Annotated in this window: 15 protein-coding genes and 1 pseudogene; 4 read left to right on the top strand and 12 right to left on the bottom strand. The window is 58.4% G+C overall.

Translation table 11 applies throughout. The features are described from left to right. Positions 1 to 222: 222 nt before the first annotated feature. Positions 223 to 996, top strand: a pseudogene (locus TU73_RS17410) (ATP-binding protein); the annotation flags it as partial. Here the strand turns inward: TU73_RS17410 and cyoE are convergent. Genes cyoE through cyoA form a run of 5 tightly spaced genes read right to left on the bottom strand, consistent with a single transcriptional unit; the run spans position 950 to position 5,805 of the window. Then, complete coding sequence (gene cyoE, locus TU73_RS28430; protein ID WP_414860416.1) at positions 950 to 1,969, bottom strand: heme o synthase; 1,020 nt, start codon at positions 1,967 to 1,969, stop codon at positions 950 to 952. The pseudogene TU73_RS17410 and the gene cyoE overlap by 47 nt on opposite strands. Continuing rightward, positions 1,927 to 2,265, bottom strand: coding sequence for a cytochrome o ubiquinol oxidase subunit IV (cyoD, locus tag TU73_RS17420; protein ID WP_057013254.1), 339 nt, complete (start codon positions 2,263 to 2,265; stop codon positions 1,927 to 1,929). Before cyoD ends, cyoE begins: the two co-directional genes overlap by 43 nt. Position 2,266: 1 nt before the next feature. Beyond that, positions 2,267 to 2,881 (bottom strand): cytochrome o ubiquinol oxidase subunit III, encoded by a 615-nt coding sequence (locus TU73_RS17425; protein WP_057013255.1) that lies wholly within the window; start codon positions 2,879 to 2,881, stop codon positions 2,267 to 2,269. Between the two features lie 3 nt (positions 2,882 to 2,884). After that, positions 2,885 to 4,858 (bottom strand): cytochrome o ubiquinol oxidase subunit I, encoded by a 1,974-nt coding sequence (gene cyoB / locus TU73_RS17430; protein WP_057013256.1) that lies wholly within the window; start codon positions 4,856 to 4,858, stop codon positions 2,885 to 2,887. A gap of 2 nt (positions 4,859 to 4,860) precedes the next feature. Continuing rightward, positions 4,861 to 5,805, bottom strand: coding sequence for a ubiquinol oxidase subunit II (cyoA, locus tag TU73_RS17435; RefSeq protein ID WP_057013257.1), 945 nt, complete (start codon positions 5,803 to 5,805; stop codon positions 4,861 to 4,863). A 418-nt stretch (positions 5,806 to 6,223) separates the two neighbouring features. Here cyoA and TU73_RS17440 point away from each other — a divergent pair, with 418 nt between their 5' ends. Both TU73_RS17440 and TU73_RS17445 read left to right on the top strand, forming a co-directional pair. Then, the gene (locus TU73_RS17440) at positions 6,224 to 6,538 is read left to right on the top strand and encodes a hypothetical protein (RefSeq protein WP_057013258.1); all 315 of its coding nucleotides are present in this window, start codon (positions 6,224 to 6,226) and stop codon (positions 6,536 to 6,538) included. A 131-nt stretch (positions 6,539 to 6,669) separates the two neighbouring features. Then, positions 6,670 to 8,001, top strand: coding sequence for an APC family permease (locus TU73_RS17445; RefSeq protein ID WP_057013259.1), 1,332 nt, complete (start codon positions 6,670 to 6,672; stop codon positions 7,999 to 8,001). Positions 8,002 to 8,048: 47 nt separating this feature from the next. Here the strand turns inward: TU73_RS17445 and TU73_RS17450 are convergent, their stop codons facing one another. Both TU73_RS17450 and TU73_RS17455 read right to left on the bottom strand, forming a co-directional pair. Further along, complete coding sequence (locus TU73_RS17450) at positions 8,049 to 9,218, bottom strand: zinc-dependent alcohol dehydrogenase (RefSeq protein WP_057013260.1); 1,170 nt, start codon at positions 9,216 to 9,218, stop codon at positions 8,049 to 8,051. Next, a complete protein-coding gene (locus tag TU73_RS17455; RefSeq protein WP_057013261.1) occupies positions 9,218 to 10,051 on the bottom strand; it encodes an SRPBCC family protein in 834 nt (277 codons plus the stop codon). Before TU73_RS17455 ends, TU73_RS17450 begins: the two co-directional genes overlap by 1 nt. A 448-nt stretch (positions 10,052 to 10,499) precedes the next feature. On the opposite strand from TU73_RS17455, the gene TU73_RS28435 reads away from it, so the two are divergent. After that, positions 10,500 to 10,769: a DUF6555 family protein gene (locus tag TU73_RS28435; protein WP_082642626.1), complete on the top strand. Its 270-nt coding sequence runs from the start codon at positions 10,500 to 10,502 to the stop codon at positions 10,767 to 10,769. A 459-nt stretch (positions 10,770 to 11,228) separates the two neighbouring features. Here TU73_RS28435 and TU73_RS17465 read toward each other — a convergent pair whose 3' ends face one another. The 5 genes from TU73_RS17465 to TU73_RS17485 all read right to left on the bottom strand — a co-directional run bounded on the left by TU73_RS17465 (position 11,229) and on the right by TU73_RS17485 (position 17,506). After that, positions 11,229 to 11,468, bottom strand: a complete 240-nt coding sequence (locus TU73_RS17465) for a DUF2934 domain-containing protein (protein WP_057013263.1) — start codon at positions 11,466 to 11,468, stop codon at positions 11,229 to 11,231. 24 nt (positions 11,469 to 11,492) lie between these two features. Further along, a complete protein-coding gene (locus tag TU73_RS17470; RefSeq protein ID WP_057013264.1) occupies positions 11,493 to 12,044 on the bottom strand; it encodes an ATP-dependent Clp protease proteolytic subunit in 552 nt (183 codons plus the stop codon). Between the two features lie 53 nt (positions 12,045 to 12,097). Beyond that, positions 12,098 to 12,382 (bottom strand): con-10 family general stress protein, encoded by a 285-nt coding sequence (locus tag TU73_RS17475; protein WP_057013265.1) that lies wholly within the window; start codon positions 12,380 to 12,382, stop codon positions 12,098 to 12,100. A gap of 331 nt (positions 12,383 to 12,713) precedes the next feature. Continuing rightward, positions 12,714 to 12,887, bottom strand: a complete 174-nt coding sequence (locus TU73_RS17480; RefSeq protein ID WP_027616405.1) for a con-10 family general stress protein — start codon at positions 12,885 to 12,887, stop codon at positions 12,714 to 12,716. Positions 12,888 to 13,360: 473 nt separating this feature from the next. Beyond that, complete coding sequence (locus TU73_RS17485) at positions 13,361 to 17,506, bottom strand: CheR family methyltransferase (protein WP_057013266.1); 4,146 nt, start codon at positions 17,504 to 17,506, stop codon at positions 13,361 to 13,363.

The raw sequence follows: 17,506 nt of genomic DNA on the forward strand, positions 1-17,506 counted from the left end.
TCGGCAAAGTCTAGAACAGCGCCTAAATCCTGAGCGACAGACATAAAAAATCCGGAATCCTTAATCAGATTCCGGATTTTCCTGCTGCCCGAGGATTAGTCAACAATCCTTAAGTGAACAGCATTGCAATCCTTGACCCAACAGTTGCTCGCGTTCTCGCGCAAGCAGCGCCTCGACAGTCGTGTGATCAACCTGAACAGCCTGCTTACCCGCACCGATTTCATGGCGCAGACGTTGCAGGATGTCCAGTTGCATGTGGAACTCGCCGAGGACCTGTGGAACTGCCGTATCGACCCTGCGCAGGCGGAGCTGGCGGTGCAGCATTTGTTATCCAATGCCAAGGATGCGCTCGAAGGACGTGCCGAGCCGACCGTGACGGTCAAGACGTGCAACGTACAGGTGCCAGGTGATGCCAATGCGCAACGCGACGGGCTGGCCGAAGGCCGTTACGTGGGCATCTCGATCAGCGATAACGGCGACGGCATTGCCGAGAGCGTCCAGGAAAAAGTCATGCAGCCGTTCTTCACCACGAAGGAGGAGGGCAAGGGCTCGGGGCTGGGGCTGTCGATGGTGTATGGCTTCGTCAAGCAATCGGGCGGTACCGCGCGTATCTATTCCAACCCAGGCGCGGGCACGACGGTACGCCTGTATTTTCCGGCGGACGACAGCCAGCTCTGGGTCGAGCAGATGCCCGCGGCCACGGCGCTTCAAGGCGACGAGCGCATCCTGATTGTGGAGGACCGGCCCGAAGTGGCCGAACTGGCGCGGGAGATTCTGGCTGACTACGGTTATCGCACCGACATCGCGCACACGGCCACCGAGGCATTGGGCCGGCTCGCCGGTGCGACCTACGACCTGGTGTTCAGTGACTTGATCATGCCCGGGAAGATGAATGGCGCAACACTCGCGCGCGAGATAGCGCGCTTGTATCCGCACACCAGGGTGCTGCTCACGACGGGCTACGCGAAAGACTCGCTGGAGCGTGCCGATATACAGGTGCATGAATTCGAGCTGATTGCAAAACCCTATCAGCCCGCTGATTTGCCCAGGAAGATTCGCAGGTTGCTCGACACAGACTGGAGAGCGCCAGCATCAGGTTGAGGGCCATCACCAATAGAATCGAGAAGCCGAAGATCGAGCGTGCCCAGCGCGCTGGATCGACCTGGCGCACGCTGCTATTGGCGAGCGCCAGCCAGTAACCGCCCAGGGCGCTGACCACGGCGAAATACAGGATGTTCATCTGGGCCACCACGCCCAACACCAGAGTGCTGACGGAGAATGCCAGGGTATAGGCCTGTATTTGCCGGTGGGCTTGGGACAGGCTCAGCAGCGGCAGGCGCGCCGCGCGGAAGTCTTCGCGGCGCATCACGGTTATGGCGTGTGAATGGGGCATCTGCCAGCAGCAGAACACCAGCACCAACATCATCGCCGTGGCGTCAAACCTGGCGCTGACCGCGCAATAGCCGATCACCGGCGGCATTGCCCCGGAGAGGCTGCCGACCAAGGTGCCCCAGTGGGAACGACGCTTGAGCCAGAACGTGTAGACCCCCGCATAGACCATCAGCCCGACCAGCGCCAGCAGGCACGCCAGCCGGTTGCTGCCTGCCCAGAGCAGGCCGAAGCCGCTGACGCCCAGGGCGATGGCATAGCTGACGGCGGTGGGCACCGCGATGGTCCGCAGCGCCAGCGCGCGATGGCAGGTCCGCACCATGCGCCGATCGATGTCTCGATCGGCGCAGTTGTTAATGACGCAACCGCAACCGATCACCAGTGCGGTGCCGAGCAGCGTGGCCAACAGATGCGCGGGGTCTGCCAGGCGCCCGCCGCCGGCGAGGAAATACCCCCCCAGCACCGACGCGAGATTACCGAAAATAATCCCCGGCTTGGTCAGTTGAACCCCGGCATTGAGCAACCCCAGCCAGTACCTCAGTGAGCCAGCATGTTGTGGTGAATACTGCCCATGATCCATAGCGAGAGCCCTACCAGCAAAAGAATGATGACCGCCGAGAAAATCAGCGCAACCAGGTTCCAGCGTTGTTCCTGCGCCGTATCCAGATGCAGGAAGAACTTGAGGTGGACTACGACTTGGATAACCCCCAGCGCCACCACCAGCCAGGCGGTGACGGTGCGGGGCAGCGAGGGGAACATCACCAGGGCGAAAGGGATCAGGGTCAGCAGCACCGACACCAGGAAGCCGACCAAGTAGGAACGGCTGCTGCCATGGCTGGTACCGGCGCTGCTGTGAATCGAACTTTGCTTGTACATGTCACACCACCCCCAACAGATAGACCACGGTAAAGACGCAGATCCACACCACGTCCAGGAAGTGCCAGAACAGGCTCAGGCAACTGAGCCGGGTGGCGTTGGTGTTGGTCAGGCCTTTCTGGCGAATCTGCACCATCAGTACCGCCATCCAGATCAACCCCGTCAGCACGTGCGCGCCGTGGGTGCCAACCAGGGTGAAGAAGGCGGTGAGGAACGCGCTGCGGTCAGGTCCGTAGCCTTCTGCGATCAAGTGGTGGAACTCATTGATTTCCATGGCGATAAAGCCAGCACCGAGCACGAACGTAAGCCCCAGCCAGCGCAGCACCTGACTTTGCTGGTCACGGTTCATCGCCAGCATCGCGTAGCCGTAGGTGATGCTGCTCAACAGCAGCAGCATGGTTTCAGCGAGCACATAGGGCAGTTCGAAAATATCCACGCTCGACGGACCGCCCGCCACGCTGTCGCGCAACACCGCATAGCCGGCGAACAGGGTCGCGAACAGGATGCAGTCGGTCATCAGGTAAATCCAGAACCCGAATACGCTCAGGGAGCCTGCGTCTTCATGCCCGTGTTCCTGGGTATGCGCGACGTCTTTTTCAATCACGATATTGGACATGGATCAAGCCTCTGCCAGGTCTTTGAGACGTGCCGTTTCGATGCGCGCGACTTCTTCGGCGGGCACGAAGTAATCGGTGTCTTCGTCGTAGCTGCGAACCACGAACGCGACCACCGAAGCCACCAGCCCGAACGCCGCCAGCCACCAGATGTGCCAGACCAGGGCGAAGCTGCAGATCAGCGCGAACAGGCTGATCACCAGGCCCGAGGCGGTGTTGCGCGGCATATGGATGCTGCGGTAGTCGGTGTGGCTGAGGGTGCTCACGCCGCGCTCCTTCATGCCCCAATAGGCGTCCAGGTCGCTGACCTTGGGTTGCTCGGCGAAGTTGTACAGCGGCGGCGGAGAGGAGGTGGCCCACTCCAGGGTGCGGCCGTCCCACGGGTCGCCGGAGAGGTCTCGGTAGCGGTGACGGTTGCGGATGCTGACGAACAGTTGCAGTGCCTGGGACACCACGCCGCAGAGAATGATGAGCACACCCAGCACTTCCAGCAGCAGCCACGGCCGCCACTCAGGATTGTCGAAATGGTTGAGGCGCCGGGTCATGCCCATGAAGCCCAGCACGTAGGACGGCATGAAGGCGAAATAAAAGCCGATCAGCCAGCACCAGAAGGCGATACGGCCCAGCTTGTCGTTCAAGCGAAAGCCAAAGGCCTTGGGGAACCAGTAGGTCAGGCCGGCCATGTAGCCGAACACCGCGCCGCCGATGATCACGTTGTGAAAATGTGCGATCAAGAACAGGCTGTTGTGCAGCAAGAAATCGGCGCCGGGCACTGCCAGCAATACCCCGGTCATCCCGCCGATGCTGAAGGTCACGATAAAACCCAGGGTCCACAGCATCGGAGTCTCGAAGCGCACCCGGCCGCGGTACATGGTGAACAGCCAGGTAAAGATCTTCACCCCGGTCGGCACGGCGATGATCATGGTCATGATGCCGAAGAACGCGTTGACGTTGGCCCCCGCGCCCATGGTGAAAAAGTGGTGCAGCCACACGATGAACGACAGCACGGTAATCGCGATCGTCGCCCATACCAGCGACACGTAACCGAACAGCCGCTTACTGCTGAAAGTCGCGGCAATCTCGGAAAACACCCCGAACGCCGGCAGGATCAGGATGTACACCTCCGGATGCCCCCAGGCCCAGATCAGGTTGACGTACATCATCGGGTTGCCGCCGGCTTCGTTGGTGAAGAAATGCATGCCCAAGTAACGGTCCAGGGAGAGCATCAGCAGGGTGGCGGTCAGGATCGGAAACGACGCCAGGATCAGCACCGAGGTGCACAATGCATTCCAGGTGAACACCGGCATTTTGAACAAGGTCATGCCTTCGGTGCGCATCTTCAGGATCGTGACGAAGAAATTCAGCCCCGTCAGTAACGTACCGATACCGGATATCTGCAATGACCAAATGTAGTAATCCACCCCGACCCCGGGGCTGTACGCCAGCCCGGATAACGGCGGATAGGCGACCCAACCGGTTCGTGCAAACTCACCGATCCCCAGTGACACATTGACCAGCGCGGCACCGGCCACGAACAGCCAGAAGCTCAGCGCGTTGAGAAACGGGTAGGCCACATCCCGTGCGCCGATCTGCAACGGCACCACAACGTTCATCAGGCCGACCACGAAGGGCATGGCCACGAAAAAAATCATGATCACGCCGTGGGCGGTGAAGATCTGGTCGTAGTGTTCCGGCGGCAGATAACCCGGCCCACCACTGGCGGCCATGGCTTGCTGGGTGCGCATCATGATCGCGTCGGAAAAACCGCGCAGCAACATCACCAGCGCGACGATGATGTACATACAGCCGATCTTCTTGTGGTCCACGGAGGTGAACCACTCGCGCCACAAATAGCCCCATTTGCGTTTCCAGGTAATGGTCCCCACTATCGCCGCGCCGATCAGCCCGATGAAGGCCAGCGTGTACATCACAATGGGTTCAGTGGTTGGAATCGCGTCCCATGACAGTTTTCCGAACATTGTTATTGCTCCTCGGCCAGCAGACTGGGGTGTTGATCGGTGCGCGTGCCGGTGCCGTTCGATTCAGCACCGTTCGATTGGGTCTGGTTGCGCTGGGGTTTCCTGGCTTTGTTCATGCCTTCGTATTTGTCGACGATGTCCAGGAACAGCCGCTCCTGGACCGTCGAGTAATAGGTCACCGGATGCCGGATGGTGGGCTTGGCCAACTGCGCATAACGCGCCTGGTCGAGCGGGGCGGCGGCGCCCTTGACCTTGGCCACCCATGCCTGGAAGTCGGCGGGGCTCAGGGACAGCGTGGCGAAATGCATGTCGGAAAAACCGGGGCCGTTGTAATTGGCGGCAATCCCCCTGAACTCGCCGGTCTCGTTGGCGATCAGGTGCAACTTGGTCTGCATGCCGGCCATGGCGTAGATCTGCCCGCCCAGGGCCGGAATGAAGAACGAGGTCATGGCCGCGTCGGAGGTGACGGTAAAACTCACCGGCGTGTGCACCGGCAAGGCCAATTCGTTGACGCTGGCGATACCCAGGTCGGGGTAGATGAACAGCCACTTCCAGTCGGTGGCCACCACCTGGACGTTGATCGGTGGCGTGTCCGAGTCGAGCGGGCGATAGGGGTCGAGGGCGTGGGTGGTTTTCCACGTCACCCAGCCCAGGGCGATGATGATCAGCAGCGGAACGCCCCACACTACCGCTTCGATTTTGTGGGAGCTCGCCCAGCGCGGCGAGTAACGCGCTTTTTTATTGGTCGCACGGTAGCGGTAGGCGAATACGAACATCAGCACGATCACCGGCACCACAACCAACAGCATCAGGCCCGTGGCGAGGATAATCAGGTCGCGCTCATCGGTTGCAATCTGCCCCTTGGGGTTGAACACCACTAAGTTGCAGCCGCTTAACAAGAAGACGCTGGCGAGATATGCCAGGCAATAGCCAATCGCTCGTTTCATGCCTTGCTCCTGTGTTGAAACATCCGTTATTACAGTGCCGAAGCCGCCGCATCCGTGCTTAAGAGTTAGTTAAGCGAAACGCTGCCGTTGCGCTTGTTAGTGAACCGTCCCCTTAATTGTTTAACGCTCGACAATAAGCTGCCGTCAGTAGATAAAACTCATCTGCTGCCAGGTTTTTTTAGCGTTCGCTGCCGCTCTGCGGGGCGCAAATCACCGTGCTCCCGAACAATTTGAATGAGCCCTCAGGGGTTGGTTTAACAAAATGTTACCTCGCCTGACGAACGGTTTAACAAGCGAAACGATAATGGGGTTCTTATAGACGCATGCTTGAAATTGCCTTGGAAAAAACACGTAATCGCTGCTAAAGAACTCATGTATTAGTTGAAGAGCAATCCACTAACGGTCTTGGAGAACAGCTATGTTCATTCGCGGCAATACCTATAAGGCCTGGGCCGAAAAGGCCCTGGAAGAAGAGTGCTTTACCCAGGAAGTGGAAAACGGTTGCCATATCGAAGTCAGGGCCCGCGAGCGCGAGGACGCTGATATTGAGGTGTTGATCAGCGTCTACACCGCCACAGGGCAATGTGTGGTTGAACGCACCAGGCAGTTGCCGGGCACCGAATGGACCGTGCACGACGCGCTCAAACGCGGCATCGATCAGGCGGAACGGATTGCCGGCGGGGAATCGGGACGCTTGCCCTGCGCCGACGCGCATTTGCACGACGACGATTGACCCAGGCGCTGCGCTGGTCTCACAGCGGAAAACGGAACTTTGGTGGCGCGGGCATTTTCCATTGTAGATAGCCCTGCGTCAGCCGGCCCGCGCCGGATGATCGCTCATTGCAACCCACGCCAGAGCCGCCCATGTCCGTATCCAGCCTGAGCCAAGGCGCACCCTCCAAACCGTCCTTGCGCCGCGCCGTGACGGGACCGATGTTGTTTCTGTTCATCCTCGGCGATGTGCTCGGCGCCGGTGTGTATGCGCTGGCCGGCACCATCGCCGGCGAGGTGGGCGGGGCGATCTGGGTGCCGCTGCTGGTGGCGTTGTTTTTTGCCATGCTCACGGCAGGCTCGTACGCGGAACTGGTGACCAAGTACCCCCATGCTGGCGCCGCTTCGGTGTTCGCCGAGAAGGCATTCAAGTCACCGCTGATTTCATTCCTGGTCGGCTTCAGCATGCTTGCGGCCGCCGTCACCAGCGCAGCGGGGCTGTCCCTGGCGTTTGCCGGCGATTACCTGGCGGCGTTCATCGAGGTGTCACCGCACCGGGCCGCGCTGATATTCCTGGCAGTGATAGCGCTGCTGAATGCGCGCGGTATCAAGGAGTCGCTGGGCGCCAACATGGTCATGACCTGCGTCGAACTGTCCGGGCTGCTGTTGGTGGTGGTGGCCGCGGCCTGGTGCGTACAGTCCGGCGAAGCCAACCTCGGCCGCGCGCTGGAGTTCAAGGCCGGGGTCAACCCGATGCTTGCCGTACTGGGCGCCGCATTGCTGGCGTTCTATTCGTTCGTCGGTTTTGAAACGTCGGCCAACCTGGCCGAAGAAATACGCGGCGTGCGCAAAGTGTATCCGCGTGCGCTGTTTGCCGCGCTGGTGACGGCGGGCGTCGTATATATGGCGGTCGGTGTCGCCGCTTCGGTGGTGCTGCCGATGGACAAGCTGACGGCCACATCCGCGCCGTTGCTCGAAGTAGTGCGTGCCTCGGGCTTGAGCATCCCGCCCCAGCTCTTCGCCTTCATCGCGCTGGTGGCGGTCGCCAACGGTGCGCTGCTGACCATGGTCATGGCCAGCCGCCTGGCCTATGGCATGGCCCGCATGGGCCTGTTGCCGGAGCCACTTTCGCATGTGCTGCCCAAGCGGCGTACGCCTTGGGTCGCGATCATCGCCAGCACCCTGGTGGCCATCGCCTTGACCTTGACGGGTACCCTCGCGGCGCTGGCCGAGACGGTCGTGCTGTTGCTGCTCTTCGTGTTCCTCTGCACCAACCTGGCGGTGCTGGTACTGCGCCGCGACACCATCACCGAACAGCATTTTCGCGTGCCGACCTGGGTGCCGGTGCTGGCAATTGTTTCCTGCTTGATCCTGCTCAGCCAGCAAAGCCTGGACACCTGGCTGCGCGGTGGCGCGCTGATGCTGCTGGGCATGGCGCTGTACGCGTGCAACCGCTTGGCGACACCGGCTGTGGAGCCAGGCTAACCACTTATCCGATCTCTATCTGCGGCTGAAAAATCCCTGCAGTGCCCTTAGGGCTTGAACACCGCCCGCAGGCAATTATCGGTTTTTTCCTTGAACAGCTTGTAGCCTTGCGCCCCGTCTTCCAGGCTCATGGGGTGGGTCAGCAGATAGGCAGGGTCGAGTTCGCCTTTCTGAATGTGCTCGAACAGGGTCGGTGCGTAACGCTGCCCTGGCTGCTGTCCGGATTTCAAGGTCAATGCCTTGTTGACGATCGCGCCCATGGGGAACTTGTCGAGCAACCCACCGTACACGCCGACCACCGATACCGTGCCGCCTTTACGGCAGGCACGTATGGCCTGCCTGAGCACGCTGCCGCGTTCGGTATGCAGCCTGAGCAGTTGCTTGGCCTTGTCATAGGCGTAATCGATTTCGGTACCATGGGCCTCCATGCCCACACAGTCGATGCAACGATCCGGCCCACGCCCGCCAGTCAGCTCGAGCAAGGCTTCGTGCACGTTGGTTTTCTCATAGTTGATAGGGATCGCCTTGCCGCGTTCTTCGGCCAGGCGCAGCCGGTCGGGGTAACGATCAATCGCGATCACCCTCTCAGCGCCCAACAAATAAGCACTGCAGATCGCCATCTGGCCGACGCCGCCGCAGCCCCACACCGCCACGGTGTCGCCGGGCTGGATATCGGCGTTGTCCGCGGCAAAGTAACCGGTGGGCGCCGCGTCCGAGACAAACAGGGCCTGCTCATCGCTAACGCCTTCGGGCACCTTGAACAGGTTGACGTCGGCAAACGGCACCCGCACATAGGTCGCGTGGCTGCCGGGGTAACCGCCAAAGGCGTGACTGTAGCCGAGGATGCCGCAGCACGGCTGGCCGTACATCAGGTCCGTCGCCGACGGGTTTGGGTTGGAGTTGTCACAGCAGGAGAAATCGCTGCGCTGGCATGGCTCGCAGTTGCCGCAGCCGATGATCGAGATGGTGACCACTTTGTCACCCTTGTGCAGGTCCGTGACGCCTTTGCCGACCTCGACCACTTCACCCATGAACTCGTGGCCAATGATATCGCCGGGCTTCATGGCCGGTACGTAGCCGCCGAGCAAGTGCAGGTCCGAACCGCAGACCGAGGAGAGCGTTACGCGGATGATCGCATCCCGTGGGTTGAGAATCGCAGGGTCGGCGACATTGTCGACTTGCAGTAGGTTGGGTGCTTGCCAAGTGAGTGCGCGCATCAGTGGAGTCCTCCTTCAATAACCACGCCGGTCTTGGCTGACGGATGATCGGTCGCGACCTGGTCAGTGCCGGCGTGTACGTAAAAAAAGTCGTCGTCCTGGTCCGGCCTGAGGCGGTTGTTGCTGACCTCGCCGGTCTCCAGTTGCTGCTTCACCGCCTGCAGGGCGTTGAGCAAGGCTCTGTCGCTGAACAGGCTGATCGCACGTGCCAGGCCATAGCCCAACTTGGCCATTGCCGGCTTGCATACCACCACCGCCTTGACCTGGGTTCCACGGCCGGCCGGGCCGGGGCTCAGCGAGACGGTGATGTCGTGCGCCCAGCGCGCGTCGCCTGGGGTTTTCCAATTCAGTACATGGCGATTCTGTGTATCGACCTGCACAAGCGCGCATTGCAGGCGCCGGCCGGCAGGCGCGCGGAGCTTCCAGAGCGCGGTGTCCGGGGTCAGTTGCTCGACACTGTCGACCCAGCGCAGCAACGGGCCGATGTTCCCGGGCCTGGCAATGAAGGCAGATACCTCATCCAATGGACGCAAGATCGTGATACTGCGTGTGATTGCCTCGCTGATCGGCCACTGGTGTTCGCTGCTGAATTGCGCTTCGTAGGGGGTAGGTGTCAACGCCTGCTTCAGGGCGCAGTGCCCGGCTGCACCGCGAAATACGCCGTAGGCGCCCGCCGCAATCTGGAGTGCACCGCTCAACCCGCCCTTGCGCCAGCCATGCAGCAAAAGGGCAGCGCCAGCCGCCAGCGAAAGCGTGCGTTCAGCCTTGTTCATCGTGCCGCTTCGGGGCGCGTCAGGAGGGGTGTGGGTCGATATCAGTGGCTGGTCAGTCATGGTTCGATCCTCCGATGGATGTGTCTGCGATAGAAAAACCTGCGCAGTTTGAGTTCCACCGCATTTCAGAATTAGAGATGAAAGGTTCCCCGCCTTTGAAGTTCAAGTTACCCACTGCAGCATTCAGACGCTGCGAAATAAGCCGCCGTTGCGTATATAAGTGCGGCGCATCAGTCACCGGTTTGCCGAACAGCGTTACGGCCCTATGAACTGCTCGAAAAAAAGCCCGCACGGAGTGCGGGCAAGACAGGAGTTTTACCAGAGCCTGGAGGGAACAGACTCAATAGTAAGAAGCGATAAAGCGAAAACGGTTTTGTTTTTTTCATAAGGCGCCGACGAATGGTCTTATCCCGAGAGGGCCGCAAGTGGGCGCAACAAAAAATACACATCAACAGGAAAAATCTGAACCTTCGCGCTCCTCAAATAACAAAAATCAGAAGGAGTGCATATGAAAAATTCTTTATATATTATCGAGTACGAATACCATCATAAGCCGAGATCTTTCATCATAAGAGCTGAGGTTATGAATAATGCAGAGGCGTGGCATTGGGCATCTTGCGATGCTGGGATCGGTATAATTCCTCGGTCACGCCATGAAAAGGTCAAGCGGGTCAGCAAACCCCTTGCAGAACGCTACGGCTTGGAGAATGTCAAATGGCGTCCTTCTAGCAGTATTCCGTTTATTGCACAGCCCTATGTACCACCGCCACCCGAATGAGTATGGTTTTTAACAATTATGTTCATTTAAATATGTGCTGGCTTAAGTTAAGTCTTACTGTTTTTTCGACGTTCCCGCAGCATGCATAACTTGAGGGCGCTGCGCTGAAGTGCGTCCATCATCAAGTCCGCCAGATACTGTTGCCTGCATTGCGGGCAGAGCATCTCAGCGGCTGTCGACACCAGATAGGAGGGTTCGTCCGTCGTCGGCTCCAAAGGCTGTTTGCATTGGACGCACTGGCCGTTCGCTTGTAGACCAGACATCTTCGATTCCTCCCTGAATTAAAAACTCACTCACAATCCATGATGAGGTGAATGATTTCAACAAAAAAAAGGAAGAGTTTCAAACAAGCGATTAATTGATATCAAAGCGCCAATATTGGAGTTTCAAAGGGAAGGCGTGCGGAAAACTGTCGGCACGTGTCACAACGGACGCGTCCGCACGCCTGATCTGGTCTGCTCAAGCTTCGAGCTTTTTGCCGCGTGCTTTTCGCGTTGTGGATGAGGGTGCCGCCTGGCGTTTTGATTGGACCGATACAGGCTGAGTAACATTGTTTTCGATCGAGCCCGAAGAGCTATCTCTTTGCCCGGGCGTCAGTTCTTCCCTGGCTTGCAGCCAATGCACAAAATCCTGACCGTCAGGCTTACCTTGCTGCTCCCAAATACGGTAGGCGGTGAGTCGAATCGTTTCTTCGTCCATCGTGGTGCTCCTGTTCCAAAAGCGTTAGGAGTGAATGAAGCTGCTTACAAACTCAGCCTTGATGACCGGTAGTTCGATCCCATGGATCAAGCCGGCTGTCATGGCTTGTTGCGGGTCGAGAATGCGCGGCGCCGCGATCAGGTACTTTTCTGTTTCGAGTTTTTCCCCTGCATCCTGGGTACGCTCTTCGACGATGCGTGCATACAACTGCAAGTCGTAGTCAAGGCTCATGGCGTATTCGGACATGCGCGAATGGTCGACGGCGCCTTGCACATGCCAATGAAACGGATGAAACAGAAATTTACTGTGCTTGCACGCCGTCCTGCGCTCACCGGCCAGAAAGATGATATTGCCCATCGACTCCACGGTGCCCAGGTTGTGGGTGTGCACCGAGATCGGCAGCGCCAGCAGGAAGTTGTACATGGTAAAGCCGTAGCTGCATTCGCCGCCCATAGTGGCGATGTTCACTACCAGACCCGAAGCCTCTTGCTGAACGGCCAACGAGGCTTTTTCAATGAGTTGGCTGCAGGTAGAGGCTGTGACCGGCCCGGTAAAGTTAATGACGTGTAAAGGCATGATGTCCTCCGTCCATCAAGGCAGGGGAGCATGGCTCCCCTGCATCAAGCGCATTAACCGTTGCGTCCGCCACCATGGCTGTTCTGGCCGCCTTTACGGCCAGCTTCCGAGGCTTTCTCACGGTCGTTGGCAAAGTTGCCGCCACTGTTCTGACCGCCTTTGCTACCGGCTTCGGCGGCGCGCTCGGGATCATTCTTGAAATTGCCGCCGCTGTTTTGGCCACCCTTGCTCCCGATCTCCTGATAGAACTCTTTGTCATGGGAAGCCGAAGTTGCCTCGCCACCTTTCTTACCGGCTTCATTGACGCTCATTTGATTTTGCTTGTCGTTAGTAGTCATTTCGGTAATCTCGTCGTTATGTCAGTGATATATCTTTAATCTCGATCTACAGGCACTTAAATACTGATGGTTGCTCAGGTTACAAATGCCTTTCGCACAGCGGTGGTGTTTGCGACGCGTTGACAGTCGCTTCAGCCAGTTCGACGACGCGCTGATGTTCGTAACACGGTAACGTGTTCGAGCGCAGGCTTGCCCCCGCTTCAATTCGCACTTGCGTGCTCGGCCTGTGATGTAAAACGCTTCGTTGATAGTCTGCTGATGGACGCATGCTTAGTTCTCCTTTGCTAGTAAGAGAAGGGGCAGCATTGCTGCCCCCTTGTGCCCACTGTTACTACTTGCGGCCGCCGCCATGGCTATTCTGGCCACCTTTACGGCCAGCTTCCGAAGCCTTTTCACGGTCATTGGCAAAGTTGCCGCCAGATGCCTGGCCGCCTTTCTTTCCCGCCTCGGACGCTTTTTCGTGATCGTTGGCGAAATTACCTGGGTTTTTATTACTGGTCGTCATAATGCTACTCCAACTGTAATTGAGGTTTCGCTTACGCCCGTTTATTGCAACGGACATAGTTTCCGATAAGGGCGGCCGTCGAAATGTTTCGAGATTTTTTGAAAAGGACGATGAACGGTCTTTGGCTGAAGAAACTTGTACAGCTACGCGGTGTTTGCGCCGCTTCGTATAAGTTTTTACTCTAGGAGGGGCGGCAGTGATGTTAAATTAATGGCGTTGGTTGCCGCTTCGCTTAGTGTTGAAAATACTTTAACCAAAGACTCTTGTACGGTTCGAGTACTGAACTTACATCACGGAATTTTGGCTGCTGTATGCCAAGTATATAGGTGACATCTAACCAATATCCGGTAGATGCCTGGCACCGACGGCTCTTGAGCAATGGCGCTTCTGATGATTGGTCGTCCATCTGCAGAGCAAGCCCCCGCTCCTTGAGCGGAACGGGAAATCCCCTTATCCCTACCGAGAAGTCCCAACTAACGACGTAAACAACACAATTTTTCGATAAGACCAATCAACGATTCGTGGGCGACCGGTTTGCTCAAATGGGTGGTGAAGCCCGACTCAGCCGCCTTTTTCTGGTCACTGCCGGCCCCGTAACCTGTGAGGGCGATGGCGGGGACCTGGCGCAGATGACCTATCGTGCGCAGTTTCTGCATCAGCTCATGGCCATTCATTTTCGGCATGCCAATGTCCGAAATGATCAAGTCATACTGTGCATCGCGGGCTGTTTCCAGCGCAGTCTGCGGGTCATTGAAGGCGTTAACCTGAGCGCCCTCCATCTCCAGCAACAAGTTCAGCACTTCAAGCACCTCGGCAGAGTCATCCACCAGCAACACCTTGACGCCATGGAGGCGTTCATTATCGTCCTGCTCAGCGTCAGTAAGTGGCAGATGATCCTGTTGTTCGCACAGCGGCAGCCATATCGAGAAGGTGCAGCCAAAACCCAGCCCCCTGGAATGAACACTGACGGAGCCTTCGTGAGCTTCCACCAGTTGGCGTACCAAGGACAAGCCTATGCCAAGGCCCTCGCGTTGATGCGTCTGATGCTGGTTTTCTGCCTGCCCGAACAGATCAAAGATCTTCTCCAGGCTGTCATCTGCCAGGCCGATGCCACTGTCGATCACGTCCAACTGGGCGCGCCCCTCCGAGCGGCTCAGTACCAACTGCACCTGACCGCCCTCCGGGGTGAATTTCAGGGCGTTGTTGACCAGGTTCCAGATCACTTGCTCAATGCGCGTTGGGTCGGCGTCGACGATCAGTGGTGCAGGATCCGAAGGCATGTGCAGCGTCACCTGACGACGATGCCCGTCGGCGAGCACTACGCCATGGATCTCCCTCAGCGTGCGAATCAGATCAACCCGTTGTCTTTTCAGCTTGAGCTTGCCCGTGCGCACCCGGGCGACATCCAGCAGGTCGTCAATAATCCGCGCCTGGCTGGACACAGCCTCGCAGATCGTATTCACGGCTTTGATCGCTGGGCCCGCCGCCTTGGTAGCGGGCAAGCGACGCAGTAACTCCGCGTTCAGTTGGATCAGGTTCAGTGGATGTTTGAGTTCGTGCGACATCACGGCGAAAAACTCGTCCTTGAGATGGCTCTTCGTCTGGGTTTCCATCAGGCGCTGGCTCTGCTCATCCTGGGTGCGTTTGTGGCCGGTCAGGTCGCGGGCGATCTTGACGTAGCCCTGCAAGCTGTCGCTCTTGAGCTGCGTGATCTCACCGCTGCAATAGAACCGACTACCATCCTTGCGCACATGCCAGCGCTCATCTTCACCGCGACCATGTTCGCGGGCTGCGCGCAGTTCGCTCTCCGGCACGCCGGAGGAGCGGTCCTCCGGTGAAAAAATCAAGTCGTAATAAGCACCCAGCACTTCGTCCTTGGTGTAGCCGAAGATCAGTTCTGCACCCGTGTTCCAATCGGAGATGGCGCCGTGGTCATCAAGGATGATGATTGCAAAGTCATGGGTACTCTCGGCCACCAGACGCATGCGCTCTTCGCCCAGGCGCAGCTCTTCCTCGGCCTGGCGCCGCTTGGTGATATCGATGAAGGTCAGCACCGTGCCATCGATGTGATCCTCGTTGGAGCGGTAGGGTAGCAACCGTGCGATGTACCAGCGGTTGTCCTTACTGCTGATTTCCCGCTCGATCATGCTGAGTGACTCAAACACCGTCGTAGCGTCTTCGGTGATTGCCGGGTAATCCAGGCGGTGGGTGATGTCCATCAACGAGCGTCCAGTGTCCACCGGGAGCATGTTGAAAATATCGGTGGCGCGTGGCGTGAACCACCGGATGCGCATATTGCGGTCGACGAATACGGTGGCGATGTCGGTGGAGGCGATCAGGTTGGTCAGGTAGTCATTGATCTTGTCTGTCTCTTCTACCTTGGTTTTGAGTTCATAGTTGACGGTCAACAGCTCTTCATTGATCGACTGCAGCTCTTCCTTGCTGGTTTCCAGCTCCTCGGTGGCCGAGCGCAACTCTTCGTTGACCGCCTGCATTTCTTCGTTGGAGGCCTTGAGCTCTTCGCTTGAGACTTCCGATTGTTCGATGGTGTCCTGCAAGTGCAGCTTGGTGCGTTGCAGCTCGCGCTCCAGGTTGCGCAGGATGGCGTTCTCAGCATGGCTGACAAGCGTGGTATCGGCCTGTTGTGGATCGATTTCGCTTTCCTGGAAGATCACCAGCACGTAGTCGCTTTCGGTTGCGTCATCGCGATAGGGGCAGGCGGTAATATCCACCATGAACGGACGCTGCTCGCGCTGGACGCGTACCTTGCGGGAGGTCACAGGCATATTCGATTGCTGGACCTGAAAGAGTGTGGTGCGGATGTCGAGGCGCAGGTCGGGATGAACCAGGGCCAACAGATTGTGGGTGACTTCCCCGGCGACATAGCGCAGGAACCGCCCGGCACCTTCGCTCATGTGCAGGATGTCGGCGTGGATATCGACGATCACGCTGGGCGGCGCGGCTTTTTCCAGGGCGCGCAGATGGATATTCGCGAACGAAACTTTGCTGGGCGCCGTGATCTCAGTCGTAATCGACGCGGAGCTGGGGCGCAAATAGCCGCCTCGCGGCATGGTTGGCGCGCGGCGCATCGCCGAGGAGCCGGCACGCACTCGAAAAATGCGGTTTCGTTTGTCTACCGGCACAAACAGGTCCAGGCAGCCGTCGGCCGATTCTGAGGAACCGAGAAACAGATAGCCGCCGGGGCGCAGCGCAAAGTGGAACATCTGCAGGATGTCGCGCTGCACATCGCGGTCCAGGTAGATCAACAGGTTGCGGCACACGATCAGGTCGATCTGCGAGAACGGCGGATCAGCCAGCAAGCTGTGTTTGGCGAACAAGACCTTTTCGCGGATTTCCTTGCGCACCCGATAATGCTGGTTTTTCTCTTTGGTAAAGTACTGGCGCAGGCGCGGCGGCGGTACGTCGGTGATGATCGCCTCGGGATACACACCGTTACGGCCGCGGGTGATTGCGCGCTCGTCAATATCAGTGGCAAACACCTGCATCTTCGCGCCGCTGGCGTCCAGCGCCAACTGCTCGGCCACCAACATCGCGAGGCTGTAGGCCTCTTCGCCAGTGGAGCAGCCGGCTGACCAGATACGCACCTCCTCACGGTGCGGCACGCTGTCTTCGAGTGACTTCACCAGATTAGGTATCACGTCACGTTCAAGCGCTTCAAAGGCCTCGCGGTCGCGGAAGAAGTTGGTCACGCCGATCAGCATGTCACCGAGTAAGGCCTTGGTTTCTTCCGGATGTAGCTGGAGGAAGTTGTAATAGGCCGCCAGGTCCGGCTGCGCGGTCACTTGCAAGCGCCGCTCGATACGGCGCAACACCGTGGCCCGCTTGTAATGCTTAAAGTCGTACCCGGTACTGGCCCGTAGTTGGATCAGGATATCCAGCAACAACTGCTCCGCCATTGCAGCATCGCGCTCGGTTGTGGGTGCAATGGTGTTGATCTCAGGGTCATTGGCGGTGGGCAGGATGATTGATTGGGCGTTGCGCCACAGCTCAAGCAGTTTTTGCGGCATTTCCACCACAGGAAGTATCAGGTCAACCATCTGGGTTTCCATCGCCGCAAGGGGCATGCCGTCAAATTCTGCATCTTGCGGTGTTTGCACCAAGGTAACGCCGCCTTGCTCTTTTATCCGAGAAAGGCCCACCGCGCCGTCTGAGCCGGTCCCAGACAGAATCAGGCAAAACGCTCGCTCTTTATGCGCGTCTGCCAAATCCCGAAAGAACAGGTCGATGGCTATGTGCGAGCCGCCCTCGCGGGTTGATGGGGACACCGCTAAATAGCCGTCATTCATCTTCAAATGGTGGGCCGGTGAGATGACATACACATGATTCTTTTCGATGGGCGTCGTGCTATTGACCTGTGACACCGGTATTCGCGTCGACTCCTGAATAATTTTGTCCGCCACGCTTTGATGATCGGGGGACAGGTGCAGGATCACTACAAATGCCATGCCGCAGTCTTTGGGCATGTGCTCAAAAAACGCCTTTACTGCTTGCAGCCCGCCCGCCGACGCGCCGATACCCACCACCGGAAAGTCCAAATTGCTGGGGATCAGATCCTTGCGTTGCGGAACGTTAGGGGACCGCGGGGGGGCAGACTTCAT

This window comes from Pseudomonas libanensis (assembly GCF_001439685.1).
GTDB lineage: Bacteria > Pseudomonadota > Gammaproteobacteria > Pseudomonadales > Pseudomonadaceae > Aquipseudomonas > Aquipseudomonas libanensis.

Excerpts from the sequence above, each read along its gene's own strand:
- cyoE (WP_414860416.1), bottom strand. The coding sequence starts at position 1,969 with ATGGATCATGGGCAGTATTCACCACAACATGCTGGCTCACTGAGGTAC.
- cyoD (WP_057013254.1), bottom strand. The coding sequence starts at position 2,265 with ATGTACAAGCAAAGTTCGATTCACAGCAGCGCCGGTACCAGCCATGGC.
- TU73_RS17425 (WP_057013255.1), bottom strand. The coding sequence starts at position 2,881 with ATGTCCAATATCGTGATTGAAAAAGACGTCGCGCATACCCAGGAACAC.
- cyoB (WP_057013256.1), bottom strand. The coding sequence starts at position 4,858 with ATGTTCGGAAAACTGTCATGGGACGCGATTCCAACCACTGAACCCATT.
- cyoA (WP_057013257.1), bottom strand. The coding sequence starts at position 5,805 with ATGAAACGAGCGATTGGCTATTGCCTGGCATATCTCGCCAGCGTCTTC.
- TU73_RS17440 (WP_057013258.1), top strand. The coding sequence starts at position 6,224 with ATGTTCATTCGCGGCAATACCTATAAGGCCTGGGCCGAAAAGGCCCTG.
- TU73_RS17445 (WP_057013259.1), top strand. The coding sequence starts at position 6,670 with ATGTCCGTATCCAGCCTGAGCCAAGGCGCACCCTCCAAACCGTCCTTG.
- TU73_RS17450 (WP_057013260.1), bottom strand. The coding sequence starts at position 9,218 with ATGCGCGCACTCACTTGGCAAGCACCCAACCTACTGCAAGTCGACAAT.
- TU73_RS17455 (WP_057013261.1), bottom strand. The coding sequence starts at position 10,051 with ATGACTGACCAGCCACTGATATCGACCCACACCCCTCCTGACGCGCCC.
- TU73_RS28435 (WP_082642626.1), top strand. The coding sequence starts at position 10,500 with ATGAAAAATTCTTTATATATTATCGAGTACGAATACCATCATAAGCCG.
- TU73_RS17465 (WP_057013263.1), bottom strand. The coding sequence starts at position 11,468 with ATGGACGAAGAAACGATTCGACTCACCGCCTACCGTATTTGGGAGCAG.
- TU73_RS17470 (WP_057013264.1), bottom strand. The coding sequence starts at position 12,044 with ATGCCTTTACACGTCATTAACTTTACCGGGCCGGTCACAGCCTCTACC.
- TU73_RS17475 (WP_057013265.1), bottom strand. The coding sequence starts at position 12,382 with ATGACTACTAACGACAAGCAAAATCAAATGAGCGTCAATGAAGCCGGT.
- TU73_RS17480 (WP_027616405.1), bottom strand. The coding sequence starts at position 12,887 with ATGACGACCAGTAATAAAAACCCAGGTAATTTCGCCAACGATCACGAA.
- TU73_RS17485 (WP_057013266.1), bottom strand. The coding sequence starts at position 17,506 with ATGAAGTCTGCCCCCCCGCGGTCCCCTAACGTTCCGCAACGCAAGGAT.